The sequence below is a fragment of the Kitasatospora sp. NPDC001159 genome (assembly GCF_053598235.1).
In genome coordinates this window covers 63,371-84,487 of the sequence record NZ_JBSFJV010000026.1, presented here as the reverse complement: position 1 = coordinate 84,487, position 21,117 = coordinate 63,371, and the positions used below count along the sequence as shown (strand labels likewise).

Here is a 21,117-nt window from a genome sequence, read left to right as displayed (position 1 = left end):
GAGGGAGATCAACAGAAACGATTCTCCTATGTAATTTCCGCGCCGCTTGTCTGTACGAAGCATCACCGTTGCGAGTGAATGGCAAATCTGTTCCGTACCCCGTTTGCCGCAGCGTCGTTCATTCCTGTGCAGCCCGCCGAACGGGTCGCGTTGTCCATACAGGAGGAATGATGAAGGTCAAGAAGATCGCCGCTGTCGCCGCCGCCACCGGCGGCCTGGTGCTCGCCGCCGCCGGTGTCGCGTCCGCTCACGGCGGTGCCGGTGCCGAGGGTATGGCCGCGGGCTCCCCGGGCATCGTCTCGGGCAACCAGGTCCAGATTCCGGTCCACGTCCCGGTGAACCTGTGCGGCAACACCGTCAGCGTGATCGGCGTGCTGAACCCGGCGTTCGGCAACCACTGCGCCAACTTCTGAGTCAACTCCGGGCCGCTGGGGCCCGTTGAGCCGATTCACCCCGGCCCTCGGGCGGCGGACGCGCCGCACCGGGGGCCTTCGCACGCCCGGCCGGACGGCGCGGCAAGGCGCTGCGGGCCGTACTCGCTCGATCGGGTGAAGCCGGTTCGTTTGGCTCAACCTCGCCGTCGGTCTCTCGTTAACTCCTGTGCAGTCGAATACCTTGCGTGATTTTTTGATATACGGAAATTCCGACTCTCACAAGGTTCACGTCAAGGTTGCCACGCCGTCTCGAAACGTCAGGGGAAAACATGAGGAATGTAGCCAAGAAGGGGATTCTCACTGCCGTGGCCACCGGCAGTGTGCTGGCCTCCGCCGCCGGCTACGCCTACGCGGGCGCGGAGGCACAGGGAGGTGCGGCGGGCTCGCCGGGCGTCGCCTCGGGGAACTCGGTGCAGGTGCCGATCGAGGTGCCGATCAACGTGTGCGGCAACACCGTCGACGTGATCGGCGCGTTGAACCCGTCGTACGGGAACCACTGCGCCAATGTCAGCGCTGGTCGCCCCGCGGCCCCGCAGCCCGGCGGCAGCAGCGGTAGCGGCAGCAGCAGTAGCAGCAGCGACAGCTCCAGCACCGGCGCCAGTAAGGGCTCCTCCGCCTCGGGCGCCTCCGCCAGCGGTGTCGCGACCAACTCGCCCGGTGTGATCTCCGGCAACAGCGTCCAGGCCCCGGTGCACGTCCCGGTCAACGCCTGCGGCAACTCGGTCAACGCGGCCGGCGTCGGCAACCCCGCCTTCGGCAACTCCTGCGGCAACGTGGCCCAGCCCGCCCCGAAGCCGACCGACGACTGCCCCGAGGACCACACCCCCTCCACCCCGCCGTCCACCGGCGACACCGGCCCTGGGCGCAACGGCGGCCCGGTGGCCAGCAGCACTCCGGCCGCCGCCCCGGTGAGCAACAACGCCAGCACCCAGGCCGTCCCGGCCGCGGTTCGGACCAGCACTCCGGCCGCCCCCGTAGCGCAGAGCACCGCCGCGGACAGCCAGCTGGCCTCCACCGGCGCCGGCGGCGTCGAGGTGCTCGGCGCCGCCGGGCTCGCGCTGCTGATCGGCGGCGGCGTGCTCTACCGCCGCGCTCGCGCCGGCGCCCGCTGAGCCCCCGACCGGCTCAGCGGTACCGGTAGTCGAAACGACGCGCCCGGGGCTGCCCGATGAACGGGCGGCACCGGGCGCGTGAAAGCTCGGCGCGGATGATCCGCGGCTGCGCAGGGCGGGAGGCCCCGCCCGTCACCAGTTCCGGACCTGCCGGATGATCCGCCGCTTCAGCCGGACCGTCCGGCTGCCGTCGGGGAACAACCTCAGCCGGTCGAGCTCCCAGTGCCCGTACTCGGCGTGCTCGGTGAGCAGTTGGCGCGCCGCGTTGCGCGTGGTGCCGCGTGGCATACGCAGCGACTGGTACTCGTACTCCGGCTGCCGGACCGGCTTCGGTGGGGTCAAAACGCTCCTCCTGGGGATCACCTGCACGCAAGCCTACGGCCTGCCACGGACACTCGGCCCGGGTATTTCCGGCCGACCTCCCGTGTGGAAGCGGAGGTTCGACGGCCCGCGACCCGGGTGTCGGCTGACAGTGCATCAGTTCTGCTGCTCCTGTGGAGTGGATACCCCGAACCCGGCGCGCGAAGCGGCACCCGGACGGCCCCGGCGGACCGGTCGCGCGCCCTCCGCGCCCGACTCGCGCCGGTCCTGCGGGGGGGCAGAACGGGACAGATCGGACATCAGGGGGGAAGTTGCGGTGAAATCGCGGGTGTAGGTGACAACCGCTGTGCGTAGCGACACCGCGGGGAGATAGCGTCTGCACCATGTCTGATGCCGCGCAGCCCACCATTGCCGAGGTACGCGCCGCCGCTGAGGCGGTCAAGGCCGCCATCGACCGTCATCTGGAAGCGGTGTCAAGCCCCAACGCAGCTGATGATCCCGCCGTGTCCGCCGCTTACGAGCAGCTCGCCACGGCGGCCATCGCCTACGACCAACTCCTGTACGAGGTCTACGACGAGGTCACCCCCTTCGAGATCCCCGGGGACGAGGGACCGGGTGGCTACCACGGCCCGGAACAGCCCGAGGCGATCAGCGTGCTGATCCGCCGCGACTACCACGTGGTCGACCCCAAGCGGCTGCGCGCCCAGGCCGAGCGGCTCGACGAGACGCTGACCCCGGGCGGAGCGGGCGGGGTGAACTCCGCGATCGGCGTGCTGTTCGGCGAGTACGAGCCCGACGAGATCGCCGCCCGCAGCGAGGAGTTCGGCCTGGAGGAGGCGGACTCGACGCTCTGGGTCGCGGCGGCCGAGCCGACCGAGCCGGGGGAGTGGCTGCCGGAGCCCTTCGAACACGCCGACCCGCAGCTGCTGATCTGCCGGTTCGACGTGAGCGAGGTCTACGACGACGAGGACCTCGACGACTGACGTGATCCGGTACGGACGAAGGGCGGGCCCGGAAGCACCGGACCCACCCTTCGTCCGTCGGTCGATCAGTACGCCGACGCCGCGTTCTCCGCGAGGATCGCCCGCAGCCGGGTGGTGCGCGGCTGCGCCGGGCGCTCGGCGACGGCCTGGACGAGCGCCGGGCCCGCCGCGTGCACGACCGAGAGGTGCCGCTCGCCGCGTCCGAAGGCGGTGTAGACCCACTGCCGGGTGAGCGCCGGTCCGGCGTCCTCCGGGAGCACCACCACGGCCCCGGGCCAACGGCGGCCGAGCGCCTGGTGGACCGTCAGCGCCCAGCCGTGCCGCAGCCGGCCGGCCTCCGCGGGCGGGACGGTCCGGCGCGAGCCGTCCGGGTACTCCAGGTGCAGACCGGTGGCGTCGCCGTCCAGCACCCGGGCCGGGCGGGTGATCCCGGGCGCGGGGGACTCCACCACCCGGTCGCCCGGGTCGAAGCCGCCGAAGCGGCCGGGGCCGGGGTTCAGCCGGGCCTTGGCGGCGGCGTTCAGCGCACGCGTACCGGCCGGCCCGCCGTGGCCGGGGGTGAGCAGCACCACCTGCTCGGCGGGGATGCCGAGGGCGCGCGGAATGGAGTCGGTGAGCAGTTGGACGGCGCGGTGGACGGCCTCGCCTCCGTCCTTGGCGGTCAGGATGACCACCTCCTTGTCCGGCGCCTCGACCGGCTGCAGCTCGCCGACGCCGACACCGGAGACCAGCTCGCCGATCGGGCCGAAGTCCGGGGTGCGGGAGGCCACCGCCGGACAGACCTTGGCGGCCAGCAGGTCGGCGAAGAACCGGCCGGGGCCGGCCGACCAGAGCTGGCCCGGGTCGCCGCTGAGCACCAGCCGGGTGCCGTCGGCGAGCGACTCCAGCAGGGTGGCGGCCAGTTCGACGTCCAGCAGCGGCGCATCCAGGACGACCAGGAGGTCCAGGGCGAGCGAGCCGTCGGGGGAGCGGCCGGGGCCGGCCGTACCGGACAGCAGCTCGGAGAGGGTGGCCACCGGGGCCTCCGCCCCGGCGAGCGCGGCGAAGGACTCCCGGCCCTGGTCGGTCCAGGTGGCGGCCCAGGCCCGCAGCCCGAGCCTCCGGGCGGCGGTGAGCAGCGCGGCGGGCTCGGCCCTGGCGGCCTCGCCGCCGGTGTGCAGCACCAGCGCGCTGTCGGCGACGGCCTGGACGAGGGCGGTCGCGGAGGAGGACGGCGCGGCCTCGGCCGCCGCCGCCCAGGCGGTGGGGCCGGGGGCTGCGGGCGCCGCCACGTCCTCGGCTTCGGTGGACTCCGCGGTGTCCGAGTCCGAGTCCGAGTCCGCGTCGACGGCGGCTTCCTCCCCGGCCTCCGCCTCCTCAGCCTCCGCCGCCGGCTCGACGTCCTCACCCGGTACGAAAGCGGCCATCAGCTGCAGCAGCCCCTCGGCGAGGCTGTCCTCCGCCATCGCCAGCCGCTCCAGCGTGAGCAGCGTCCGGGTCGGCGGCTCGTCGTCCTCGCCGCCCGCCGCCTGCGCCTCGGGCCCGCTCAACTCCTCCTGGAAGGGCAGCACCCGCCCGTCCGCGACGGCGGCCTGGATCGCGGCGGCCGGGTCCGGCATCCGGAGCCGGTCGAGCCCGGTCGTCACCTCGGCCAGCTCCAGCGCCGAGTGCCCGCGCAGCGCCGCCTGCTCCAGCAACCACGGCACCAGCGCCTGGGCGCGGCGCGGGTCGCCCGGCTCGGCCTCGGGACCGAGCAGCTCGCGGGCGAAGCGGTCCGCGTGCTCGGGGCGGACGCCGGGCAGGCCGAGCACCGCCCACGGGTCCTCGCGCAGCCGCGCGGCGGCCTCGTCACCGAACTCGGCCACGGCGGCGGCCGCCAGCTCGGCCGGGGCACCGCCCGCGGTCAGCACCGCGGCGGCCTCCTGGAGCGCGTCGCCGCGCGGCCCGTCGAGCTCCACGGCTGCCGGAGGGGTGGGAGCCGCCGGAGCGCCCGCGCCCGTAGGCGCGGACGCCTCCACCGGCTTCGAAGCCTCGGGAGCCCCCGAACCCCCGGAGGACCGCGGCCCCGCGGCCTGCGGCCCGATCCTGCGAATCCGCTCCGCCAGCTCGGCGATCTTCGCCGCCTTGTCGGCCGGCGAGGCCGAGGTCTCCTCCGGAGCGCCGTTCCCCGTGTCACTCATCGTCGTCCGCTCCAAAGGTCACTCCACTGCACGTTCTGCTCAACAACCCGGCCGGCGGTCACAGCTCGGTCCACCCCTGGTCCGGGTAGCGGTGCACCGGCGACGAGATGTCGTCCAGCGCGCCGCGGATCTCACCCGGAAGCGTAAGCGCCTCCACTGACAGCGCCGCCTGCAGCTGTGCCACCGTCCGCGCCCCGACCAGCGCACTCGCCACCCCGGGCCGGTCCCGGACCCAGGCCAGCGCGACCGCCAGCGGGCTGCTGGCCAGCCCGTCGGCGGCGGTGGCGACGGCGTCCACGATCCGCCGCGAGCGCTCCCCGAGGTACGGCTGGACGAACCCGGACAGGTGCGCCGAGGCGCCGCGCGAGTCCTGCGGGACGCCGTGCCGGTACTTGCCGGTGAGCACCCCGCGCCCGAGCGGCGAGCCGGCGAGGACGCCGACCCCGGCGTCCAGCGCGGCGGGCAGCGCCTCCCGCTCCATGCCGCGCTGCAGCAGCGAGTACTCCAGCTGCGCCCCGGCCAGCGGCACCCGCCCGTGGTGGGCGCGCTGCCAGGTGGCGGCCTTGGCGAGCTGCCAGCCGCTGAAGTCGCAGACCCCGACGTAGCGGGCGCGGCCGGAGCAGACGGCGATGTCGAGGGCGCTGAGGGTCTCCTCGACCGGGGTCATCGGGTCGAAGGAGTGCACCTGCCACAGGTCCACGTAGTCGGTGCCGAGCCGGCGCAGCGAGGCGTCCAGGGCGGCAAGGAGGTGGCCGCGGGATCCGTCGAAGCGGCGGGTGGACTCGGGGACGCTGCCCGCCTTGGTGGCGATGACGAGTTCGGAGCGTGGGACCAGACTGTCGGTGAGGCGGGAGATCAGGTACTCGGCCCCGCCGTCCGCGTACACGTCGGCGGTGTCGACGAGATTGCCGCCGGCGTCGACGAACTCCTTGAGCTGCTCGGCGGCCTCGTGCTCGTCGGTGTCGCGGCCCCAGGTCATGGTGCCGAGACCGAGGCGGGAGACCTGCAGGCCGGTACGGCCGAGGTGACGCTTTTCCATCGGACGGGCCCTCCACTGGCCGATTGCCCCGGTCGCCCCGGAAGCCCTGAAAACGCGCAGGTGGGGAGAGGACTTCCCACGTCGGCTGAGCGTAGCGGCCGGTGTGCGGGCACGGGTGTAGACCCGCAGAACGATCAGTGACTCGCCAACTCGCCTCCGGGCCCTCCTGACCCGGTGCCGACGGTCGGCGCTCCGTCGCTCCTCCGTCGCTCTCTCACTTCGCCCTTCCGGCGCCGGCAGGCCCTTCGACCCGGGCCGGGGTCGTGTGACCCAGGCCACCGCTACCGGCCAGTAGCATGACCCGCGCGTGCGCGGTTACGCCCGCCGGCAAGCCCGCCCGCCCGACTGGCCACCAAGCCCACCGACTGGAAGGTTCGGCACATGCGACTCGGCATCAACCTCGGCTACTGGGGACTCGGCATGGACGCCGACAACATCGAGGTGGCCCAGGAGGCGGACCGGCTCGGCTACTCGGTCTGCTGGGCCGCGGAGGCGTACGGCTCGGACGCCGCGACGGTGCTGAGCTTCGTCGCCGCGAAGACCGAGCGGATCGACGTCGGCTCGGCCATCTTCCAGATCCCGGCCCGCACTCCGGCGATGACCGCGATGACCGCCGCGACCCTGGACACCCTCTCAGGCGGCCGCTTCCGCCTCGGCCTGGGAGTCTCCGGCCCGCAGGTCTCCGAGGGCTGGTACGGCGTCAAGTTCGACAAGCCGCTCGCCCGCACCCGCGAGTACGTGGAGATCATCCGCAAGGCGATGTCCCGCGAGCGCCTGGTGCACGGGGGTGCGCACTGGACGCTGCCGCTGCCCGGCGGCCCGGGCAAGCCGATCAAGCTCACCGTGCACCCGGTGCGCGAGCACATCCCGCTGTACGTCGCCGCGATCGGCCCGAAGAACCTGGAGCAGACCGGCGAGATCGCCGACGGCTGGCTCGGCATCTTCTTCGCCCCCGAGCACGCCGCGCTCTCCCTGGACCCGCTGAAGGCCGGGCGCGCCAAGGCCGGCAAGTCCCTGGACGGTTTCGACCTCTGCCCGACCGTCACCATCGCGGTCGGCGAGGACATCAAGGCCGGCGTCGACTCCCAGCGCTCCTACGCCGCGCTCTACATCGGCGGCATGGGCAGCAAGGAGAAGAACTTCTACAACCAGCTCGCCCGACGGATGGGTTACGAGCGGGAGGCCGACGAGATCCAGGAGAAGTACCTGGCCAAGGACTACGCGGGCGCCGCGGCCGCCGTCCCGCACGACCTGATCGACGCCACCTCGCTGGTCGGCGACACCGCCCGGATCGCCGACCGGATGCAGGCCTACGCCGACGCGGGCGTCACCACGCTCACCCTGGCCCCGTCCGGCTTCACCCTGGACGAGCGGATCCAGGCGCTGCGCACCGGCGTCGAGGCGCTGGAGCGGGCCGGCCTCGCCTGAGCGACTCCCAGGGGTTCGGGCGGCACTACAGCCAGTCGTGCGTCAACCTCTCGGCCATGGGCGGTCGAGCTTGCGGGTAGCGCCCGACTGGCTGGTGGGTGGGCCCTCGTGTCCAGCCACCGCTACGCGGCGACAGTGGCGGATGACTGCCGCCCCGCATCCCGTGCAGCAGCGGCCCGTCGGGCGATGGCCGGTGTGCAGCCGCACCCCACGGCGGCGCCCGGAGGCCGTAGGCTAAGCCCCATGCCCACCCTGCTGCTCGTCCGTCACGGCCGCTCGACCGCGAACACCGCCGGAATCCTGGCCGGTTGGACCCCCGGCGTGGACCTGGACGAGACCGGGCGCGGGCAGGCCGCCGCGCTGGCCGGGCGTCTGGCCGGGATCCCGCTGGCGCAGGCGGTCAGCAGCCCGCTGGAGCGCTGTCGGCAGACCCTGGAGCCGCTGCTCGCGGCCCGGCCCGAGCTGGCCCCGCCGGCCGAGGACGAGCGGCTGGGGGAGTGCCACTACGGCGAGTGGACCGGCCGTCCGCTGGCCGAGTTGGCCAAGGAGCCGCTCTGGCGCACCGTGCAGGACCACGCGGCCGCCGCCGCCTTCCCCGGTGGTGAGTCACTGCGCGAGCTGAGCCACCGCACGGTGAGCGCGGTCCGCGAGTGGAACGCGAAGATCGCCGCCGAGCACGGTGAGGACGCGGTCTGGATCGCCTGCTCGCACGGGGACGTGATCAAGGCGGTGGTGGCCGACGCGCTCGGGCTGCACCTGGACCACTTCCAGCGGATCAGCGTCGAGCCCTGCTCCGTCACCGCGATCCGCTACACCCCGCAGCGGCCCTTCGTGCTGAGAATGGGCGACACCGGCGACCTCTCCTCGCTGGCCCCCAAGCCCCACGCCGCCCCGGCCACCCCGGCCGGTGACGCGGTGGTCGGCGGCACGGCCTGAGCGGCACCCGCCCGAACGCCTGAACAGCGCCCTCACCGGCGGCGGCACCACCCGAACCCACGGGTGCCACCCCGCCGCCGGCCTCCTGCTCGGGTCCCCGGCCGGCGCCCGGAGGTCGTAGGGTGACTGATGAGTGCCTCACAGCCCAACGAGCCCGCCCAGTCCGACAACCCAGCGATCCCCCACGGCGGATCCGCACCGACCGACACGATCCGGAGCGAGAGCGTGCCCCGTCAGGTCTTCTTCTACGACCAGCCCGAACGGTTCGTGGCCGGTACCGTCGGCCAGCCCGGCGCCCGGGCGTTCTACCTGCAGGCCAGCGCCCGGGGCCGGATCACCAGTGTGCTGCTGGAGAAGACCCAGGTCGCCGCACTCGCCGAGCGGATCGAGGAGGTCCTCGACGAGGCCCTGCGGCGCAGCGGCGGAGACGCCTCCATCCCGGCCACCGCACCCAAGGACCTGCTCGACACCGCCCCGCTGGACCTGCCGCTGGAGCAGGAGTTCCGGGTCGGCACCATGGCGCTGGCCTGGGACAGCGTGGACGGCTGCCTGGTGGTCGAGGCGCAGGAGCTGGTCGAGGAGGAGGAAGAGGAGGGCGAGGAGGCCGTCTTCCGGGACGACGAGAGCGGCCCGGACATGCTGCGGGTGCGGCTGTCCGGCGCGATGGCGCGGGTGTTCGCCAAGCGTGCGCTGGACCTGGTCGCGGCCGGCCGCAGGCCCTGTCCGTTCTGCAACCTGCCGCTGGACCCGGAGGGCCACCTGTGCCCGCGCGCGAACGGCTACCGGCGCTGAACACCGAGACCCCGCCGCAGGCCGACCCGGCGGCGGCCGCCGCCCTCGCCGCCGACGTGCCCACCGCCCTGGCCCTGCTGCGCCAGGGCGAACTGACCGTGCACGGCCGGCTCACCGAAGCCTCCAACGCCGCGCTGTACTGCACGGTCGAGCACGGCTCGCTGAGCGCGCAGGCGGTCTACAAGCCGGTGGTCGGCGAGCGCCCGCTCTGGGACTTCCCGGACGGCACGCTGGCTGGCCGCGAGGTCGCCGCCTACGAGCTGTCCACCGCGACCGGCTGGGCGCTGATCCCGCCCACCGTGCTGCGCGGGGGGCCGCACGGGCCCGGCATGGTGCAGCTGTGGGTCGAGCCGGACCCGCAGGCCGAGCCGCTGCTGGCGCTGCAGGACCCGGACGGCCCGGAGGACGGCTGGCTGCCGATCGTGCGGGCCGAGGTCGAGGACGGCCGGCCGGCGCTGCTGGTGCACCACGACGACCGGCAGCTGCGCCGGCTGTCCGTGCTGGACGCGGTGCTCAACAACGCCGACCGCAAGGGCGGCCACCTGATCCCCGCCGCCGACGGCCGGGTGTACGGCATCGACCACGGCGTCACGTTCAACACCGAGGGCAAGCTGCGCACCCTGCTCTGGGGCTGGGCCGGAGACCCACTGCCCGCCGAGGCGCTGGAGGTGCTGGTCCGGCTGGCCGCGCAGTTGGACGGCGAGCTGGCCGAGCGCCTCGCTCCGCACCTGACCACCGCCGAACTGGACGCCACCCGCGCCCGGGTGGCCGCGCTGCGCAGCTCCGGCACCCACCCGCTGCCCTCCCGGGACTGGCCCGCGATCCCCTGGCCGCCGGTGTAGGAGCCGCCCCCGCGGGTGTGGCAGCCCGCCCTACCCGCCGGTGGTCTGGACCTGTCGCCGGAAGAGGTCGCAGAGCCGGAGATTCTGGCCCGTACCGTACGGCGGCACGACCGTGGCTTCCTGCCTCAGTGGCCTGCACCGACGTTCCCGCCGGTTAGCCTTCCCGGCAAATGCCGGGAAGTAGTCAAAATCGGTCAAGCATGGCTCGGAAGCGCTCAAGCCACAACAGGAAGCGAATCCAGTCGATCTTTGTTACTGGTTAGGCTTTCAAATGTTCTCAAGGTTAAAGTCGATCCCATGCATGCCTGGCCCGCCTCCGAGGTTCCCGCCCTGCCTGGTCAGGGGCTTCCCCTTCGTATCTTCGACACCGCAGCGGGCAAGGTCCGGGAGGTCGTGCCGCAGGACGGCACCGCCCGGATCTACGTCTGCGGCATCACTCCCTACGACGCGACCCACATGGGCCACGCCGCCACCTACAACGCGTTCGACCTGGTGCAGCGCGTCTGGAAGGACGCCGGCCACGACGTCCTCTACATCCAGAACGTGACCGACGTGGACGACCCGCTGCTCCAGCGCGCGGTCGAGACCGGCCAGGACTGGGTGGCCCTGGCCGAGCGCGAGACGGCCCTGTTCCGCGAGGACATGACCGCCCTGCGGCTGCTCCCGCCAGCCCACTACATCGGCGCCGTCGAGTCGATCCCGTGGATCGTCCCGATCGTCCAGAAGCTGCTGGCCTCCGGCGCCGCCTACAAGGTGGACGAGGACATCTACTTCTCGGTCGACTCCGACCCGCACTTCGGCGAGGTCTCCGGCCTCACCCGGGAGGCCATGCGCCCGGTGTTCGCCGAGCGCGGCGGCGACCCGGAGCGCCCCGGCAAGCGCAACCCGCTGGACGCCCTGCTCTGGCTGGCCGCCCGCCCGGGCGAGCCCGCCTGGGACACCGAGCTCGGCCACGGCCGCCCCGGCTGGCACATCGAGTGCGTGGCGATCGCGCTGCAGTACCTGGGCATGACCTTCGACATCCAGGGCGGCGGGAGCGACCTGTCCTTCCCGCACCACGAGATGGGCGCCGCGCACGCCCAGGTCGCCACCGGCTCCCACCCGTACGCCAAGGCGTACGTGCACGCCGGCATGGTCGCCCTGGACGGCCAGAAGATGTCCAAGTCCCGCGGCAACCTGGTCTTCGTCTCCGCCCTGCGCCGCGAGGGCGTCGACCCGGCGGCCATCCGCCTGGCGCTGCTCTCGCACCACTACCGCGCGGACTGGGAGTGGACCAAGGGCACCCTGGACGAGGCCGTGGAGCGCCTCGCCCGCTGGCGGGCCGCGGTCTCCCGCCCGGACGGCCCGTCGGCCGAGCAGCTGCTCGCCGAGGTCCGCACGGCGCTCGCGAACGACCTGGACGCGCCCGCCGCGCTGGCCGCGGTGGACCGCTGGGCCGCGCAGCAGGAGGGCGAGGGCGGCACCGACACCGGCGCGCCCGGCCTGGTCACCCGCACCGTGGACGCCCTGCTCGGCGTCGCGCTCTGAGTACCGCGAAGGGGCGTCAGGACCAGGTGTCCTGACGCCCCTTCGGCGTGCCCGTGCTTCCCCTGACGCCCCTTCGGCGTGCCGGTGCTCCGGCGGCCCCGAGGAGGGCTACTCCTCCTCGGGCCCGTCCTGGCTCTCCCGGGTCGCGCCCGGCGCCTCCGGCTCGGGCGGCCGCTCGGCCGTCGCGTGCCCGGACACCGGCTTCTCGCCGGTCGGACCGACGTTCTCCCGGCGGCGCAGATAGCGCTCGAACTCGCGCGCGATGGCGTCCCCGGAGGCCTCCGGCAGCTCCGCGGTGTCCTGCGCCTCCTCCAGCTGCTGGACGTACTCGGCCACCTCGCTGTCCTCGGCGGCCAGCTGGTCCACGCCCAGCTGCCAGGCCCGGGCGTCCTCGCCGAGCTCGCCCGGCGGGATGCGCAGGTCCAGCAGGTCCTCCAGTTTGTTGATCAGCGCCAGGGTGGCCTTGGGGTTGGGCGGCTGCGCGACGTAGTGCGGCACCGCCGCCCAGAGCGTCACGGCGGGCACCCCGGCATGGGTGCAGGCCTCCTGGAGCACCCCGACGATCCCGGTCGGGCCCTCGTACCGGCTCTCCTCCAGGTCCAGCCGGCGGGCCAGCTCGGGGTCGGAGGTGACCCCACTGACCGGAACCGGGCGGCTGTGCGGGGTGTCGCCGAGCAGCGCGCCCAGGATCACCACCAGCTCGACGCCCAGCTCGTGCGCGAAGCCGAGCAGCTCGTTGCAGAACGAGCGCCAGCGCATGCTCGGCTCGATGCCGCGGACCAGCACCACGTCCCGGGTCACCGGCTCGGTCACCCGGATCACCGACAGCCGGGTGGTCGGCCAGGTGATCCGTCGGATGCCGCCGTCCAGCCAGATGGTGGGCCGGTTGACCTGGAAGTCGTAGTAGTCCTCCGCGTCCAGGGCGGCGAACACCTTGCCGCCCCAGGTGTCGTCCAGATGCGCCAGAGCCGCGGAGGCGGCGTCGCCCGCGTCGTTCCACCCCTCGAAGGCGCAGACCATCACCGGGTCGATCAACTCGGGAACATCTTCCAGCTCGATCACCCAGCGTCTCCCTCCGGTCGGCGGTCGGACCGGCACCGCTCCGGCTGGCCTGCCGGGGCGCCGACGGCCGGCTGCCGCCTGTCGAACCTCTCGTCTCCCATGGAACGCGTTGCTCCATGGTCCCTACCTGCCCAGCCTACGGGCTTTGATGCGCATGGCGGCCGGGCACCGGGACAGTCTGGGGGAGCGGACGGCCGCGATCCAGCGGATATCCGGGCGCCGCCGACTGACGCTGCGCCAGTCGGCCCGGTGTGGACGGACGGTGCCAGACCTGCGACGCAGCGCGACGGAGTGCCCGCCGGCCGCGGCGGCGCGATGATGAGAGGTAGGGGGCCGGGCGGAAGAGGGCGGACCGATGAACCGATGGCTGGGGATCGGCGCGGGCGCGGCGGCGCTGGCCGGGGCCGCGCTGATGGCGGCGGACCGGGCCGGGCGCCGGCTGCCGGTGGAGCACATCGCCGAGGGCGGTCTGGAGCTCGCCCAGGCGCCCGGCGCGGTCTGGGACGTGCTGACCGACATCGAACTCTTCGCGGCCTGGCGCCCCGGCCTCACCCACGTCGAGCGACTGCCCGCCGGGGCCGGCGGCCGCCCGCGCTGGCGCGAGTACGACCGGCACGGGCACACCACCTACGAGGTGGTGGCCAGTGAGGCCCCGCACCGCCTGGTGACCGGCATCGCCGACCCGGACCTGCCGTACGGCGGCACCTGGACGTACGTGCTGACCCCGGCCGGGCCCGGCTGCTCGCTGACCGTCACCGAGCGCGGCGAGGTCCGCAAGCCGCTGTGCCGGGCCGTCCGGCACTACCTGACCGGCGAGGACGCCACCGTCCACCGCTACCTGGGCGCCCTGGCCCACCGGATGGCCGCATAGGGCACGCCCTGGGGCGAGGGCCTGTCCGGCGGATCTTGCCGGGCCCGCGGTCTGATCGACAAATCCACTGGACAGGGCCTACGAGACGTCCACCCAGCCGCTCCGGTACGCCGCCCAGTGTTCGGGCGTCGAGGCGAAGTCCACGTACAGCGCGACGCCGAAGTCGGCCCGCTGCGGGTCCTGGCGGTCCAGGCCCAGCCGGACACCCCGGACCGCCGCCGGGACGGTCTCCGCGGCACCCCGGTGGCCCCACTTGTCGTCCCAGAAGAACGGCAGGCCCATCAGCAGGTCGACGTTCGAGGGGGTGGCCTTCAGTGCGAGTTCGGTCTGCAGCGCGACGTAGCCGCCGAACAGCGGCTCGGTCGGCATCGAGGTGTCGTAGGTCATCACCGCGATCTGGTCGACCCGGCGGGCGGTCTCCCGGAAGTAGGCCTGGTCCCACCACTTGCCGTGGTCGGTGAGCAGGATGCCGGCGGTGTGCAGGCCGGGGATCGGGTCGATCTGCGGGGCCGCCACCGAGAGCTTGGCGCCGCGCGCCGCCGTCACCGGGCGGACCTGGTCGAGCAGGGCCAGCCAGCCGGGCGTACCGGGGCGGATCGGCTCCATGTCGAAGTGCACGCCGTCGAAGCCCTCGTCCAGCACCTGGCCGGCCGAGGCGGTGATCCGGTCCCGGATGGGTGCGTCGTCCAGGTCCAGGGCGTCCTTCTCCGGCTTGACCTCGTCGCCCAGCCAGCCCTGTAGCCGGACGCCCGGCAGCACCTGGTGCGCGGTCCCGGTGAACCAGCGGGCCTTGGGGTGGACGGACGGCGGCAGTGAGCCGTCGTGCTCCAGCGGGCCGGTGTGGACGTAGAGGTCGCGCACTCCGGTTCCGGCCAGCTGCCGGGCCAGTGCCTCGACGTCCGCCTCGGTCTTGCGGCCGTCCACCCAGGCGTGGCCGAGCCAGACGGCGTCCCGGCCGCGGGTGCGGGCCTCGGCGGACGGTTCACCCGAGTAGTGCAGTCGGATCGAGACGAGGACCGTGCCCAGCGCGGCGACCGGTATCGCCACCACCAGCGCCAGCGCCAGCAGGGCCCGGCGCCACCGGGACCAGCGTCTCCACCGGTCGCGCAGTGCCCGCAGTGGGGCCGCCAGGGCCCGGCCGATGTGTCGTGCGGTGGTGCGGAACCTGGTCACGCGCTTGATCCCCCCTCGAGCCGAGCGCTCAGGATACGGAATGGGCCCGCAGGTGGGGCCGACGGCCGGATACGCTGGCCGGGTGCGGGCCCGACCAAGCGGGCTCGTAAAGCCGACAGCCGTCGCACCAGGGAGAAGCCCCATGGCCACTGCAGCCGAACCGTCCATCACTCAGCAGAGCCGCGCGAACGCGCTGCGTGAAGCGCTCGCCACCCGGGTGGTGGTCGCCGACGGTGCGATGGGCACCATGCTCCAGGCACAGGACCCCACGCTGGAGGACTTCCAGAACCTCGAAGGCTGCAACGAGGTCCTCAACATCACCCGGCCCGACATCGTCCGCTCCGTCCACGAGGCCTACTTCGGGGTGGGCGTGGACTGCGTCGAGACCAACACCTTCGGCGCCAACTTCGCCGCGCTGGGCGAGTACGAGATCTCCGACCGCATCTTCGAGCTGTCCGAGGCCGGTGCCCGGATCGCCCGCGAGGTGGCCGACGCCCACGCCGCCGACGGCCGCACCCGCTGGGTGCTCGGCTCGATCGGCCCCGGCACCAAGCTGCCGACCCTCGGCCACGCCCCGTACGAGACGCTGCGCGACGGCTTCCAGCAGAACGCGGCCGGCCTGATCGCCGGCGGCGCCGACGCGCTGCTGGTGGAGACCAGCCAGGACCTGCTGCAGACCAAGGCGGCGGTCCTCGGGTCCAAGCGCGCCCTGGCCGAGGCCGGACTGGACCTGCCGGTGCTGGTGCAGGTGACCGTGGAGACCACCGGCACCATGCTGCTGGGCTCCGAGATCGGCGCCGCGCTGACCGCGCTGGAGCCGCTCGGCGTCGACTACATCGGGCTGAACTGCGCCACCGGCCCGGCCGAGATGAGCGAGCACCTGCGCTACCTGGCCAAGAACGCCCGGATCGGCCTGTCCTGCATGCCGAACGCGGGTCTGCCGGTGCTCGGCAAGGACGGCGCCCACTACCCGCTCTCCCCGGCCGAGCTGGCCGAGGCGCACGACGTCTTCACCCGCGAGTACGGCCTCTCGCTGGTCGGCGGCTGCTGCGGCACCACCCCCGAGCACCTGCGCCAGGTGGTCGAGCGGGTCCAGGGCCGCCCGGTCGCCCCGCGCGATCCGCGGCCGGAGCCTTCGGCCGCCTCGCTCTACCAGGCGGTGCCGTTCCGGCAGGACACCTCGTACCTGGCGATCGGGGAGCGCACCAACGCCAACGGCTCGAAGAAGTTCCGCGAGTCGATGCTGGCCGGTGACTGGCAGGCCTGCGTGGAGATCGCCCGCGACCAGATCCGGGACGGCTCCCATCTGCTGGACCTGTGCGTGGACTACGTCGGCCGCGACGGCGTCGCCGACATGAAGGAGATCGCCGGCCGGCTGGCCACCGCCTCCACCCTGCCGATCGTGCTGGACTCCACCGAGCCGCCCGTGCTGCGGGCCGGCCTGGAGGCGCTCGGCGGCCGCGCGGTGCTCAACTCGGTGAACTACGAGGACGGCAACGCCCCCGACTCGCGCTTCGGCAGGATCGCCTCGCTGGCCCGGGAGCACGGCGCCGGCCTGATCGCGCTGACCATCGACGAGGAGGGCCAGGCCCGCACCGCCGACAAGAAGGTCGAGATCGCCGAGCGGCTGATCGCCGAACTCACCGCCGACTACGGCATCGACGAGGGCTCGATCCTGGTCGACTGCCTCACCTTCACCCTGGCCACCGGCCAGGAGGAGTCCCGCCGGGACGGCATCGAGACCATCGAGGCGATCCGCGAACTCAAGCGCCGCCACCCGAAGGTGCAGACCACCCTCGGCCTGTCCAACATCTCCTTCGGCCTCAACCCGGCCGCCCGCGTGGTGCTCAACTCGGTCTTCCTGCACGAGTGCGTGGAGGCAGGCCTGGACTCGGCGATCGTGCACGCCTCCAAGATCCTGCCGATCTCCCGGATCCCCGAGGACCAGCGCGAGGCCGCCCTCGACCTGGTCTACGACCGCCGCCGGGACGGCTACGACCCGCTGCAGCGACTGCTGGAGCTGTTCGAGGGCGTCTCCGCCGCCTCGGTCAAGGCCTCCAAGGCCGAGGAGCTGGCCGCGCTCCCGCTGGAGGAGCGGCTGCAGCGCCGGATCATCGACGGCGAGCGGGCCGGCCTGGAGGCCGACCTCGACGAGGCGCTGGCCGAGCGCCCCGCGCTGGAGATCATCAACGACACCCTGCTGGCCGGCATGAAGGTGGTCGGCGAGCTCTTCGGCTCCGGCCAGATGCAGCTGCCGTTCGTGCTCCAGTCCGCCGAGGTGATGAAGACCGCGGTGGCCCACCTGGAGCCGCACATGGAGAAGTCCGACAGCGAGGGCAAGGGCACCATCGTGCTGGCCACCGTCAAGGGCGACGTCCACGACATCGGCAAGAACCTGGTCGACATCATCCTGTCGAACAACGGCTACAACGTGATCAACCTGGGCATCAAGCAGCCGGTCTCGGCGATCCTGGACGCCGCGCAGGAGCACAACGCGGACGTGATCGGCATGTCCGGCCTGCTGGTGAAGTCCACCGTGATCATGAAGGAGAACCTGGAGGAGCTGAACCAGCGCAAGCTGGCCTCGTCCTACCCGGTGATCCTCGGCGGCGCCGCCCTCACCCGCGCCTACGTCGAGCAGGACCTGCACGAGGTCTACGAGGGCGAGGTCCGCTACGCCCGGGACGCCTTCGAGGGCCTGCGGCTGATGGACGCGCTGATCGCGGTCAAGCGCGGTGTGCCCGGCGCGACCCTGCCGGAGCTCAAGCAGCGCCGGCACGCCCGGGTCGAGGTGGAGGAGCCGGAGCCCGAGGTCAACCTCGGCCAGATCCGCTCCGACGTCACCGTCGACAACACCGTGCCCGCCCCGCCGTTCTGGGGCGACCGGATCGTCAAGGGCATCCCGTTCGCCGACTACGCCTCCTGGCTGGACGAGGACGCGCTGTTCAAGGGCCAGTGGGGGCTGAAGGCCTCGCGCAACGGCGACGGCCCGTCCTACGAGGAGCTGGTGGAGACCGAGGGCCGACCGCGGCTGCGGGCCTGGCTGGACCGGCTGCAGACCGAGGGCTGGCTGGAGGCGGCCGTGGTCTACGGCTACTACCCGGCCAACTCCAAGGGCGACGACCTGATCGTCTTCCACGAGGACGGCACCGAGCGGACCCGCTTCACCTTCCCCCGCCAGCGCCGCGGCCGCCGGCTCTGCCTGGCGGACTTCTTCCGCCCGGAGGAGTCCGGCGTGCGGGACGTGGTCGGCCTGCAGGTGGTCACCATGGGCAACCGGATCTCGGAGGCGGCCAACGAGCTGTTCGCCGGGAACTCCTACCGCGACTACCTGGAGCTGCACGGCCTGTCGGTGCAGCTGGCCGAGGCGCTGGCCGAGTTCTGGCACGCCCGGGTCCGCTACGAGCTGGGCTTCTCCGGCGAGGACCCGCAGGACGTCAAGGACATGTTCGCGCTCAAGTACCGTGGCGCCCGCTTCTCGCTCGGCTACGGCGCCTGCCCCGAACTGGAGGACCGCGCCAAGATCGCCGAGCTGCTGAAGCCCGAGCGGATCGGCGTGGTGCTCTCCGAGGAGTTCCAGCTGCACCCGGAGCAGTCCACCGACGCGATCGTCATCCACCACCCGGAGGCGAAGTACTTCAACGCGCGGTAATCCAGACGTCCCTCTCCGTTCGCTCTTTTCCGGCGAACCGGGCGTATCCTTGATGATCCTGAACGGGCCGGTCCGCTCACCAGCGGGCCGGCCTGTGCCATCCCCGAGGGACGCCAGGGACGCTCCGCGGGGTACCCGACGGAAGGACCCACCCATGACCGCCAGCTCCACCGCCGCCCTGGCGCTCGACCACGGGGACGACCGCGGCCTGCAGGCGGTGCTGCTGGACATGGACGGCACGCTGGTGGACACCGAGGACTTCTGGTGGCAGGCCGAGGTCACGCTCTTCGCCGAGCTGGGCCACCAGCTGGACGAGCGGGACCGCGCCCATGTGGTCGGCGGCCCGATGACCCGGGTGATGGACTACCTGGTCGCCCGGACCGCGGTGGACATCGCCCCGGCCGACCTGGGGGTGCTGGTCAACCAGCGCTTCGTCGACCTGCTGGCCGGCGGCGTGCCGCTGATGCCGGGCGCCGAACGGTTGCTCAACACCCTTGCCGCGCATGGCATCCCGGCCGCCCTGGTGTCCGCCTCGCACCGGCACGTGATCGACATCGTGCTGCGCTCGCTGGGCGCCGAGCGCTTCGCCTTCACCATCGGTGGGGACGAGGTGCCGCGCACCAAGCCGTTCCCGGACCCGTACCTGGAGGCGGCCCGCCGGCTGGGCGCGGAGCCGGCCCGCTGCGTGGTCATCGAGGACACCCCGACCGGGGTGCGGGCGGGCGAGGCGGCCGGCTGCCCGGTGATCGCGGTGCCCTCGGTGGCGCCGGTCGAGTCGGGCCCGGGGCGGCTGGTGCTGCCCTCGCTGGAGCAGGTGGACCTCGATCTGCTGCGCTCGCTGGTCGCCTCGAGGGTGTGAACGGGCTCGGGGGCGAGCCCAGTCGGATGTGATTGTCATCTCATTGCGGCCGACGACTACTCGCGGGTAAGGGTCTTGACGGGTACGCCGGCGGCGGTCGCCCGGGGAGAAAACGGGCATTGACTGACAACTCGTCGAGCGCGCCGTGGTGCCCCGAACCACCGTGTCCCAAACGTCATCTGCGCGGGTATCGGTCGTGCGTGTTCGATATGGCACGCTACTCGGGTTCGTGCCACCGAGAAGGACGCTCCCGTGAAGACTTCAGCTGAACGCCTGGTAGTACTCGGCTGTGCCGGTCTGGTCGCCGTGACGGTGGCCGGCTGCGGATCGGTCACCGACGCCGTCAAGGGGGACAGCGGCGGCAAGTCGATCACCATGGGCACCCGGGGCCTCACCAGTGTGCTGGACCCGGCCGGCGCCTACGACTCCGGCGCGTGGCTGCTGCTGCACAACACCTACCAGTCGCTGCTCGCCTTCCCCGCCGCCGCCAGCACCCCGGCCCCGGACGCCGCGCAGTCCTGCGAGTTCACCAACGGCGACGCCACCCAGTACCACTGCGTGCTCCGCCCCGGTCAGAAGTTCTCCAACGGCCATCCGCTCACCGCCGCCGATGTCGTGTACTCGATCGAGCGCACCAAGAAGATCAAGGACCCGAACGGTCCGTCCGGCCTGCTGGACACGATCAAGTCGGTTGAGGCCAAGGGCGACAACGAGGTGGTCTTCCAGCTGTCCACGGCCGACGCGACCCTGCCGGCCAAGCTGGCGACCCCGGCCGGCGCCATCGTGGACCACCAGGTCTACCCCGCCGACAAGCTGCTCGACAACGACAAGATCGTCGGTTCCGGCCCGTACAAGTTCGACTCGATCGAGACCATGACCCCCGAAGGCGGCGGCGCCAAGGTCCTCGCCAAGGTCGTCCTGACCCCCAACGACAAGTACACCGGTGACGCCAAGCTGCAGAACAGCAAGTTCACCGTGCGGTACTTCGACAAGCCCAGCGACCTGAAGGACGCGCTGGACAAGGGTGGCGTCGACCTCACCGACAACAGCCTGGACCCCAACACCGCGGCTCAGCTCCTCGCCGACCAGCAGGGCGGCAAGACCGACCTCAACGTCGTCGAGGGCGAGAGCTCCGACACCACCTCCATCGCCTTCAACACCAAGGACGCGACCACCGGCAACGTCGCCGTCCGTCAGGCCGCGGCCCAGCTGATCGACCGGAAGGCGCTCGCCCGCGACGTCTTCGCGCGTACCGTCCAGCCGCTGTACTCGATGGTCCCGACCGGCGTCACCGGCCACAACACCGCCTTCTACGACAAGTACGGCGACCAGGACGTCAGCAAGGCCAAGGCGTACCTCACCGCCGCCAAGGTTCCCCTTCCGGTCAAGTTCACCCTCACCTCGGGTCGCTCGCGCACCGGCAACGCCGAGATCGACACGCTGAAGAAGCAACTGGAGGCCGGCGGCCTCTTCCAGGTGACGGCCCAGGTGGAGTCCGACCCGGCCGCCTACCAGAAGGGCTTCAACGAGGGCAAGTACCAGGCGTACCTCATCGGCTGGTCCGCGGACTACCCGGACCCGGACAACTTCATCGGGCCGCTGGTCACCGACGGCAGCATCTTCCACACCGGCTGGGACGACCAGCGGATCAGCCAGAAGCTGCTTCCGGAGGGGCTCAAGCAGGCCGACCGCAGTGCCGCGGCCGCGACCTACAACCAGGTCCAGACCATCCTCGTCGACAACGTGCCGATGGTCCCGCTGTTCCAGAACAAGGCCTTCTACGTCGCGAAGTCGTACGTCACCGGCGTCGAGTCGACCGTCGACGCCACCGGCGTGTTCCGCTTCTGGGACATCGGGCGCACCAGCAAGTAGTGCGCCCCGCACGGCGGCCCGTTCGTTTCCCCCGCCTCGACGGGGGAAACGAACG

17 protein-coding genes are annotated in these 21,117 nt (G+C 72.5%); 12 read left to right on the top strand and 5 right to left on the bottom strand.

The features are described 5' to 3' along the window. Positions 1 to 170 precede the first annotated feature (170 nt). On the top strand, positions 171 to 413 hold the full coding sequence (locus tag ACWC9T_RS16270; protein WP_449821702.1) for a chaplin: 243 nt from the start codon (positions 171 to 173) through the stop codon (positions 411 to 413). A 326-nt stretch (positions 414 to 739) separates the two neighbouring features. Beyond that, positions 740 to 1,546: a chaplin family protein gene (locus ACWC9T_RS16265; RefSeq protein ID WP_449821701.1), complete on the top strand. Its 807-nt coding sequence runs from the start codon at positions 740 to 742 to the stop codon at positions 1,544 to 1,546. Positions 1,547 to 1,678: 132 nt separating this feature from the next. Here the strand turns inward: ACWC9T_RS16265 and ACWC9T_RS16260 are convergent, their stop codons facing one another. Continuing rightward, positions 1,679 to 1,888, bottom strand: coding sequence for a DUF5703 family protein (locus ACWC9T_RS16260; RefSeq protein ID WP_355669960.1), 210 nt, complete (start codon positions 1,886 to 1,888; stop codon positions 1,679 to 1,681). Between the two features lie 362 nt (positions 1,889 to 2,250). On the opposite strand from ACWC9T_RS16260, the gene ACWC9T_RS16255 reads away from it, so the two are divergent. After that, positions 2,251 to 2,850, top strand: coding sequence for a hypothetical protein (locus ACWC9T_RS16255; protein WP_449821700.1), 600 nt, complete (start codon positions 2,251 to 2,253; stop codon positions 2,848 to 2,850). Between the two features lie 65 nt (positions 2,851 to 2,915). On the opposite strand, the gene ACWC9T_RS16250 is transcribed toward ACWC9T_RS16255, so the two are convergent. Together ACWC9T_RS16250 and ACWC9T_RS16245 are read right to left on the bottom strand one after the other, a co-directional pair. After that, positions 2,916 to 5,009, bottom strand: a complete 2,094-nt coding sequence (locus tag ACWC9T_RS16250) for a helix-hairpin-helix domain-containing protein (protein WP_449821699.1) — start codon at positions 5,007 to 5,009, stop codon at positions 2,916 to 2,918. Between the two features lie 58 nt (positions 5,010 to 5,067). Next, positions 5,068 to 6,048 (bottom strand): aldo/keto reductase, encoded by a 981-nt coding sequence (locus tag ACWC9T_RS16245; RefSeq protein ID WP_449821698.1) that lies wholly within the window; start codon positions 6,046 to 6,048, stop codon positions 5,068 to 5,070. 381 nt (positions 6,049 to 6,429) lie between these two features. Here ACWC9T_RS16245 and ACWC9T_RS16240 point away from each other — a divergent pair, with 381 nt between their 5' ends. From ACWC9T_RS16240 to mshC, 5 genes are all read left to right on the top strand, one after another. After that, complete coding sequence (locus ACWC9T_RS16240; RefSeq protein WP_449821697.1) at positions 6,430 to 7,476, top strand: LLM class F420-dependent oxidoreductase; 1,047 nt, start codon at positions 6,430 to 6,432, stop codon at positions 7,474 to 7,476. Between the two features lie 243 nt (positions 7,477 to 7,719). Next, entirely contained in the window at positions 7,720 to 8,412 is a 693-nt protein-coding gene (locus ACWC9T_RS16235; protein ID WP_449821696.1) for a histidine phosphatase family protein, read from the top strand. Between the two features lie 225 nt (positions 8,413 to 8,637). Next, positions 8,638 to 9,204 carry a DUF3090 family protein gene (locus tag ACWC9T_RS16230; RefSeq protein WP_449821712.1) on the top strand — a complete coding sequence of 189 codons (567 nt, stop codon included), beginning with the start codon at positions 8,638 to 8,640 and terminating at the stop codon, positions 9,202 to 9,204. A gap of 56 nt (positions 9,205 to 9,260) precedes the next feature. Beyond that, positions 9,261 to 10,046 (top strand): SCO1664 family protein, encoded by a 786-nt coding sequence (locus ACWC9T_RS16225; protein WP_449821711.1) that lies wholly within the window; start codon positions 9,261 to 9,263, stop codon positions 10,044 to 10,046. Between the two features lie 297 nt (positions 10,047 to 10,343). Beyond that, positions 10,344 to 11,573 carry a cysteine--1-D-myo-inosityl 2-amino-2-deoxy-alpha-D-glucopyranoside ligase gene (gene mshC / locus ACWC9T_RS16220; protein ID WP_449821695.1) on the top strand — a complete coding sequence of 410 codons (1,230 nt, stop codon included), beginning with the start codon at positions 10,344 to 10,346 and terminating at the stop codon, positions 11,571 to 11,573. A gap of 108 nt (positions 11,574 to 11,681) precedes the next feature. Here the strand turns inward: mshC and ACWC9T_RS16215 are convergent, their stop codons facing one another. Continuing rightward, on the bottom strand, positions 11,682 to 12,635 hold the full coding sequence (locus ACWC9T_RS16215; RefSeq protein ID WP_449821694.1) for a PAC2 family protein: 954 nt from the start codon (positions 12,633 to 12,635) through the stop codon (positions 11,682 to 11,684). A gap of 355 nt (positions 12,636 to 12,990) precedes the next feature. On the opposite strand from ACWC9T_RS16215, the gene ACWC9T_RS16210 reads away from it, so the two are divergent. Next, positions 12,991 to 13,506, top strand: a complete 516-nt coding sequence (locus ACWC9T_RS16210) for an SRPBCC family protein (RefSeq protein ID WP_449821693.1) — start codon at positions 12,991 to 12,993, stop codon at positions 13,504 to 13,506. Between the two features lie 78 nt (positions 13,507 to 13,584). On the opposite strand, the gene ACWC9T_RS16205 is transcribed toward ACWC9T_RS16210, so the two are convergent. After that, positions 13,585 to 14,679, bottom strand: a complete 1,095-nt coding sequence (locus tag ACWC9T_RS16205) for a hypothetical protein (protein ID WP_449821692.1) — start codon at positions 14,677 to 14,679, stop codon at positions 13,585 to 13,587. Positions 14,680 to 14,821: 142 nt separating this feature from the next. On the opposite strand from ACWC9T_RS16205, the gene metH reads away from it, so the two are divergent. From metH to ACWC9T_RS16190, 3 genes are all read left to right on the top strand, one after another. Next, the gene (metH, locus tag ACWC9T_RS16200; RefSeq protein WP_449821691.1) at positions 14,822 to 18,331 is read left to right on the top strand and encodes a methionine synthase; all 3,510 of its coding nucleotides are present in this window, start codon (positions 14,822 to 14,824) and stop codon (positions 18,329 to 18,331) included. Positions 18,332 to 18,485: 154 nt separating this feature from the next. Then, positions 18,486 to 19,190, top strand: a complete 705-nt coding sequence (locus tag ACWC9T_RS16195) for an HAD family hydrolase (protein WP_449821690.1) — start codon at positions 18,486 to 18,488, stop codon at positions 19,188 to 19,190. Positions 19,191 to 19,442: 252 nt separating this feature from the next. After that, positions 19,443 to 21,062, top strand: a complete 1,620-nt coding sequence (locus ACWC9T_RS16190; protein ID WP_449821689.1) for an ABC transporter substrate-binding protein — start codon at positions 19,443 to 19,445, stop codon at positions 21,060 to 21,062. Positions 21,063 to 21,117 lie beyond the last annotated feature (55 nt).

What these genes read in the sequence shown, in the direction of transcription:
- ACWC9T_RS16270 (WP_449821702.1), top strand. Translation starts at nt 171, where the DNA reads ATGAAGGTCAAGAAGATCGCCGCTGTCGCCGCCGCCACCGGCGGCCTG.
- ACWC9T_RS16255 (WP_449821700.1), top strand. Translation starts at nt 2,251, where the DNA reads ATGTCTGATGCCGCGCAGCCCACCATTGCCGAGGTACGCGCCGCCGCT.
- ACWC9T_RS16250 (WP_449821699.1), bottom strand. Translation starts at nt 5,009, where the DNA reads ATGAGTGACACGGGGAACGGCGCTCCGGAGGAGACCTCGGCCTCGCCG.
- ACWC9T_RS16245 (WP_449821698.1), bottom strand. Translation starts at nt 6,048, where the DNA reads ATGGAAAAGCGTCACCTCGGCCGTACCGGCCTGCAGGTCTCCCGCCTC.
- ACWC9T_RS16240 (WP_449821697.1), top strand. Translation starts at nt 6,430, where the DNA reads ATGCGACTCGGCATCAACCTCGGCTACTGGGGACTCGGCATGGACGCC.
- ACWC9T_RS16235 (WP_449821696.1), top strand. Translation starts at nt 7,720, where the DNA reads ATGCCCACCCTGCTGCTCGTCCGTCACGGCCGCTCGACCGCGAACACC.
- mshC (WP_449821695.1), top strand. Translation starts at nt 10,344, where the DNA reads ATGCATGCCTGGCCCGCCTCCGAGGTTCCCGCCCTGCCTGGTCAGGGG.
- ACWC9T_RS16210 (WP_449821693.1), top strand. Translation starts at nt 12,991, where the DNA reads ATGAACCGATGGCTGGGGATCGGCGCGGGCGCGGCGGCGCTGGCCGGG.
- metH (WP_449821691.1), top strand. Translation starts at nt 14,822, where the DNA reads ATGGCCACTGCAGCCGAACCGTCCATCACTCAGCAGAGCCGCGCGAAC.
- ACWC9T_RS16195 (WP_449821690.1), top strand. Translation starts at nt 18,486, where the DNA reads ATGACCGCCAGCTCCACCGCCGCCCTGGCGCTCGACCACGGGGACGAC.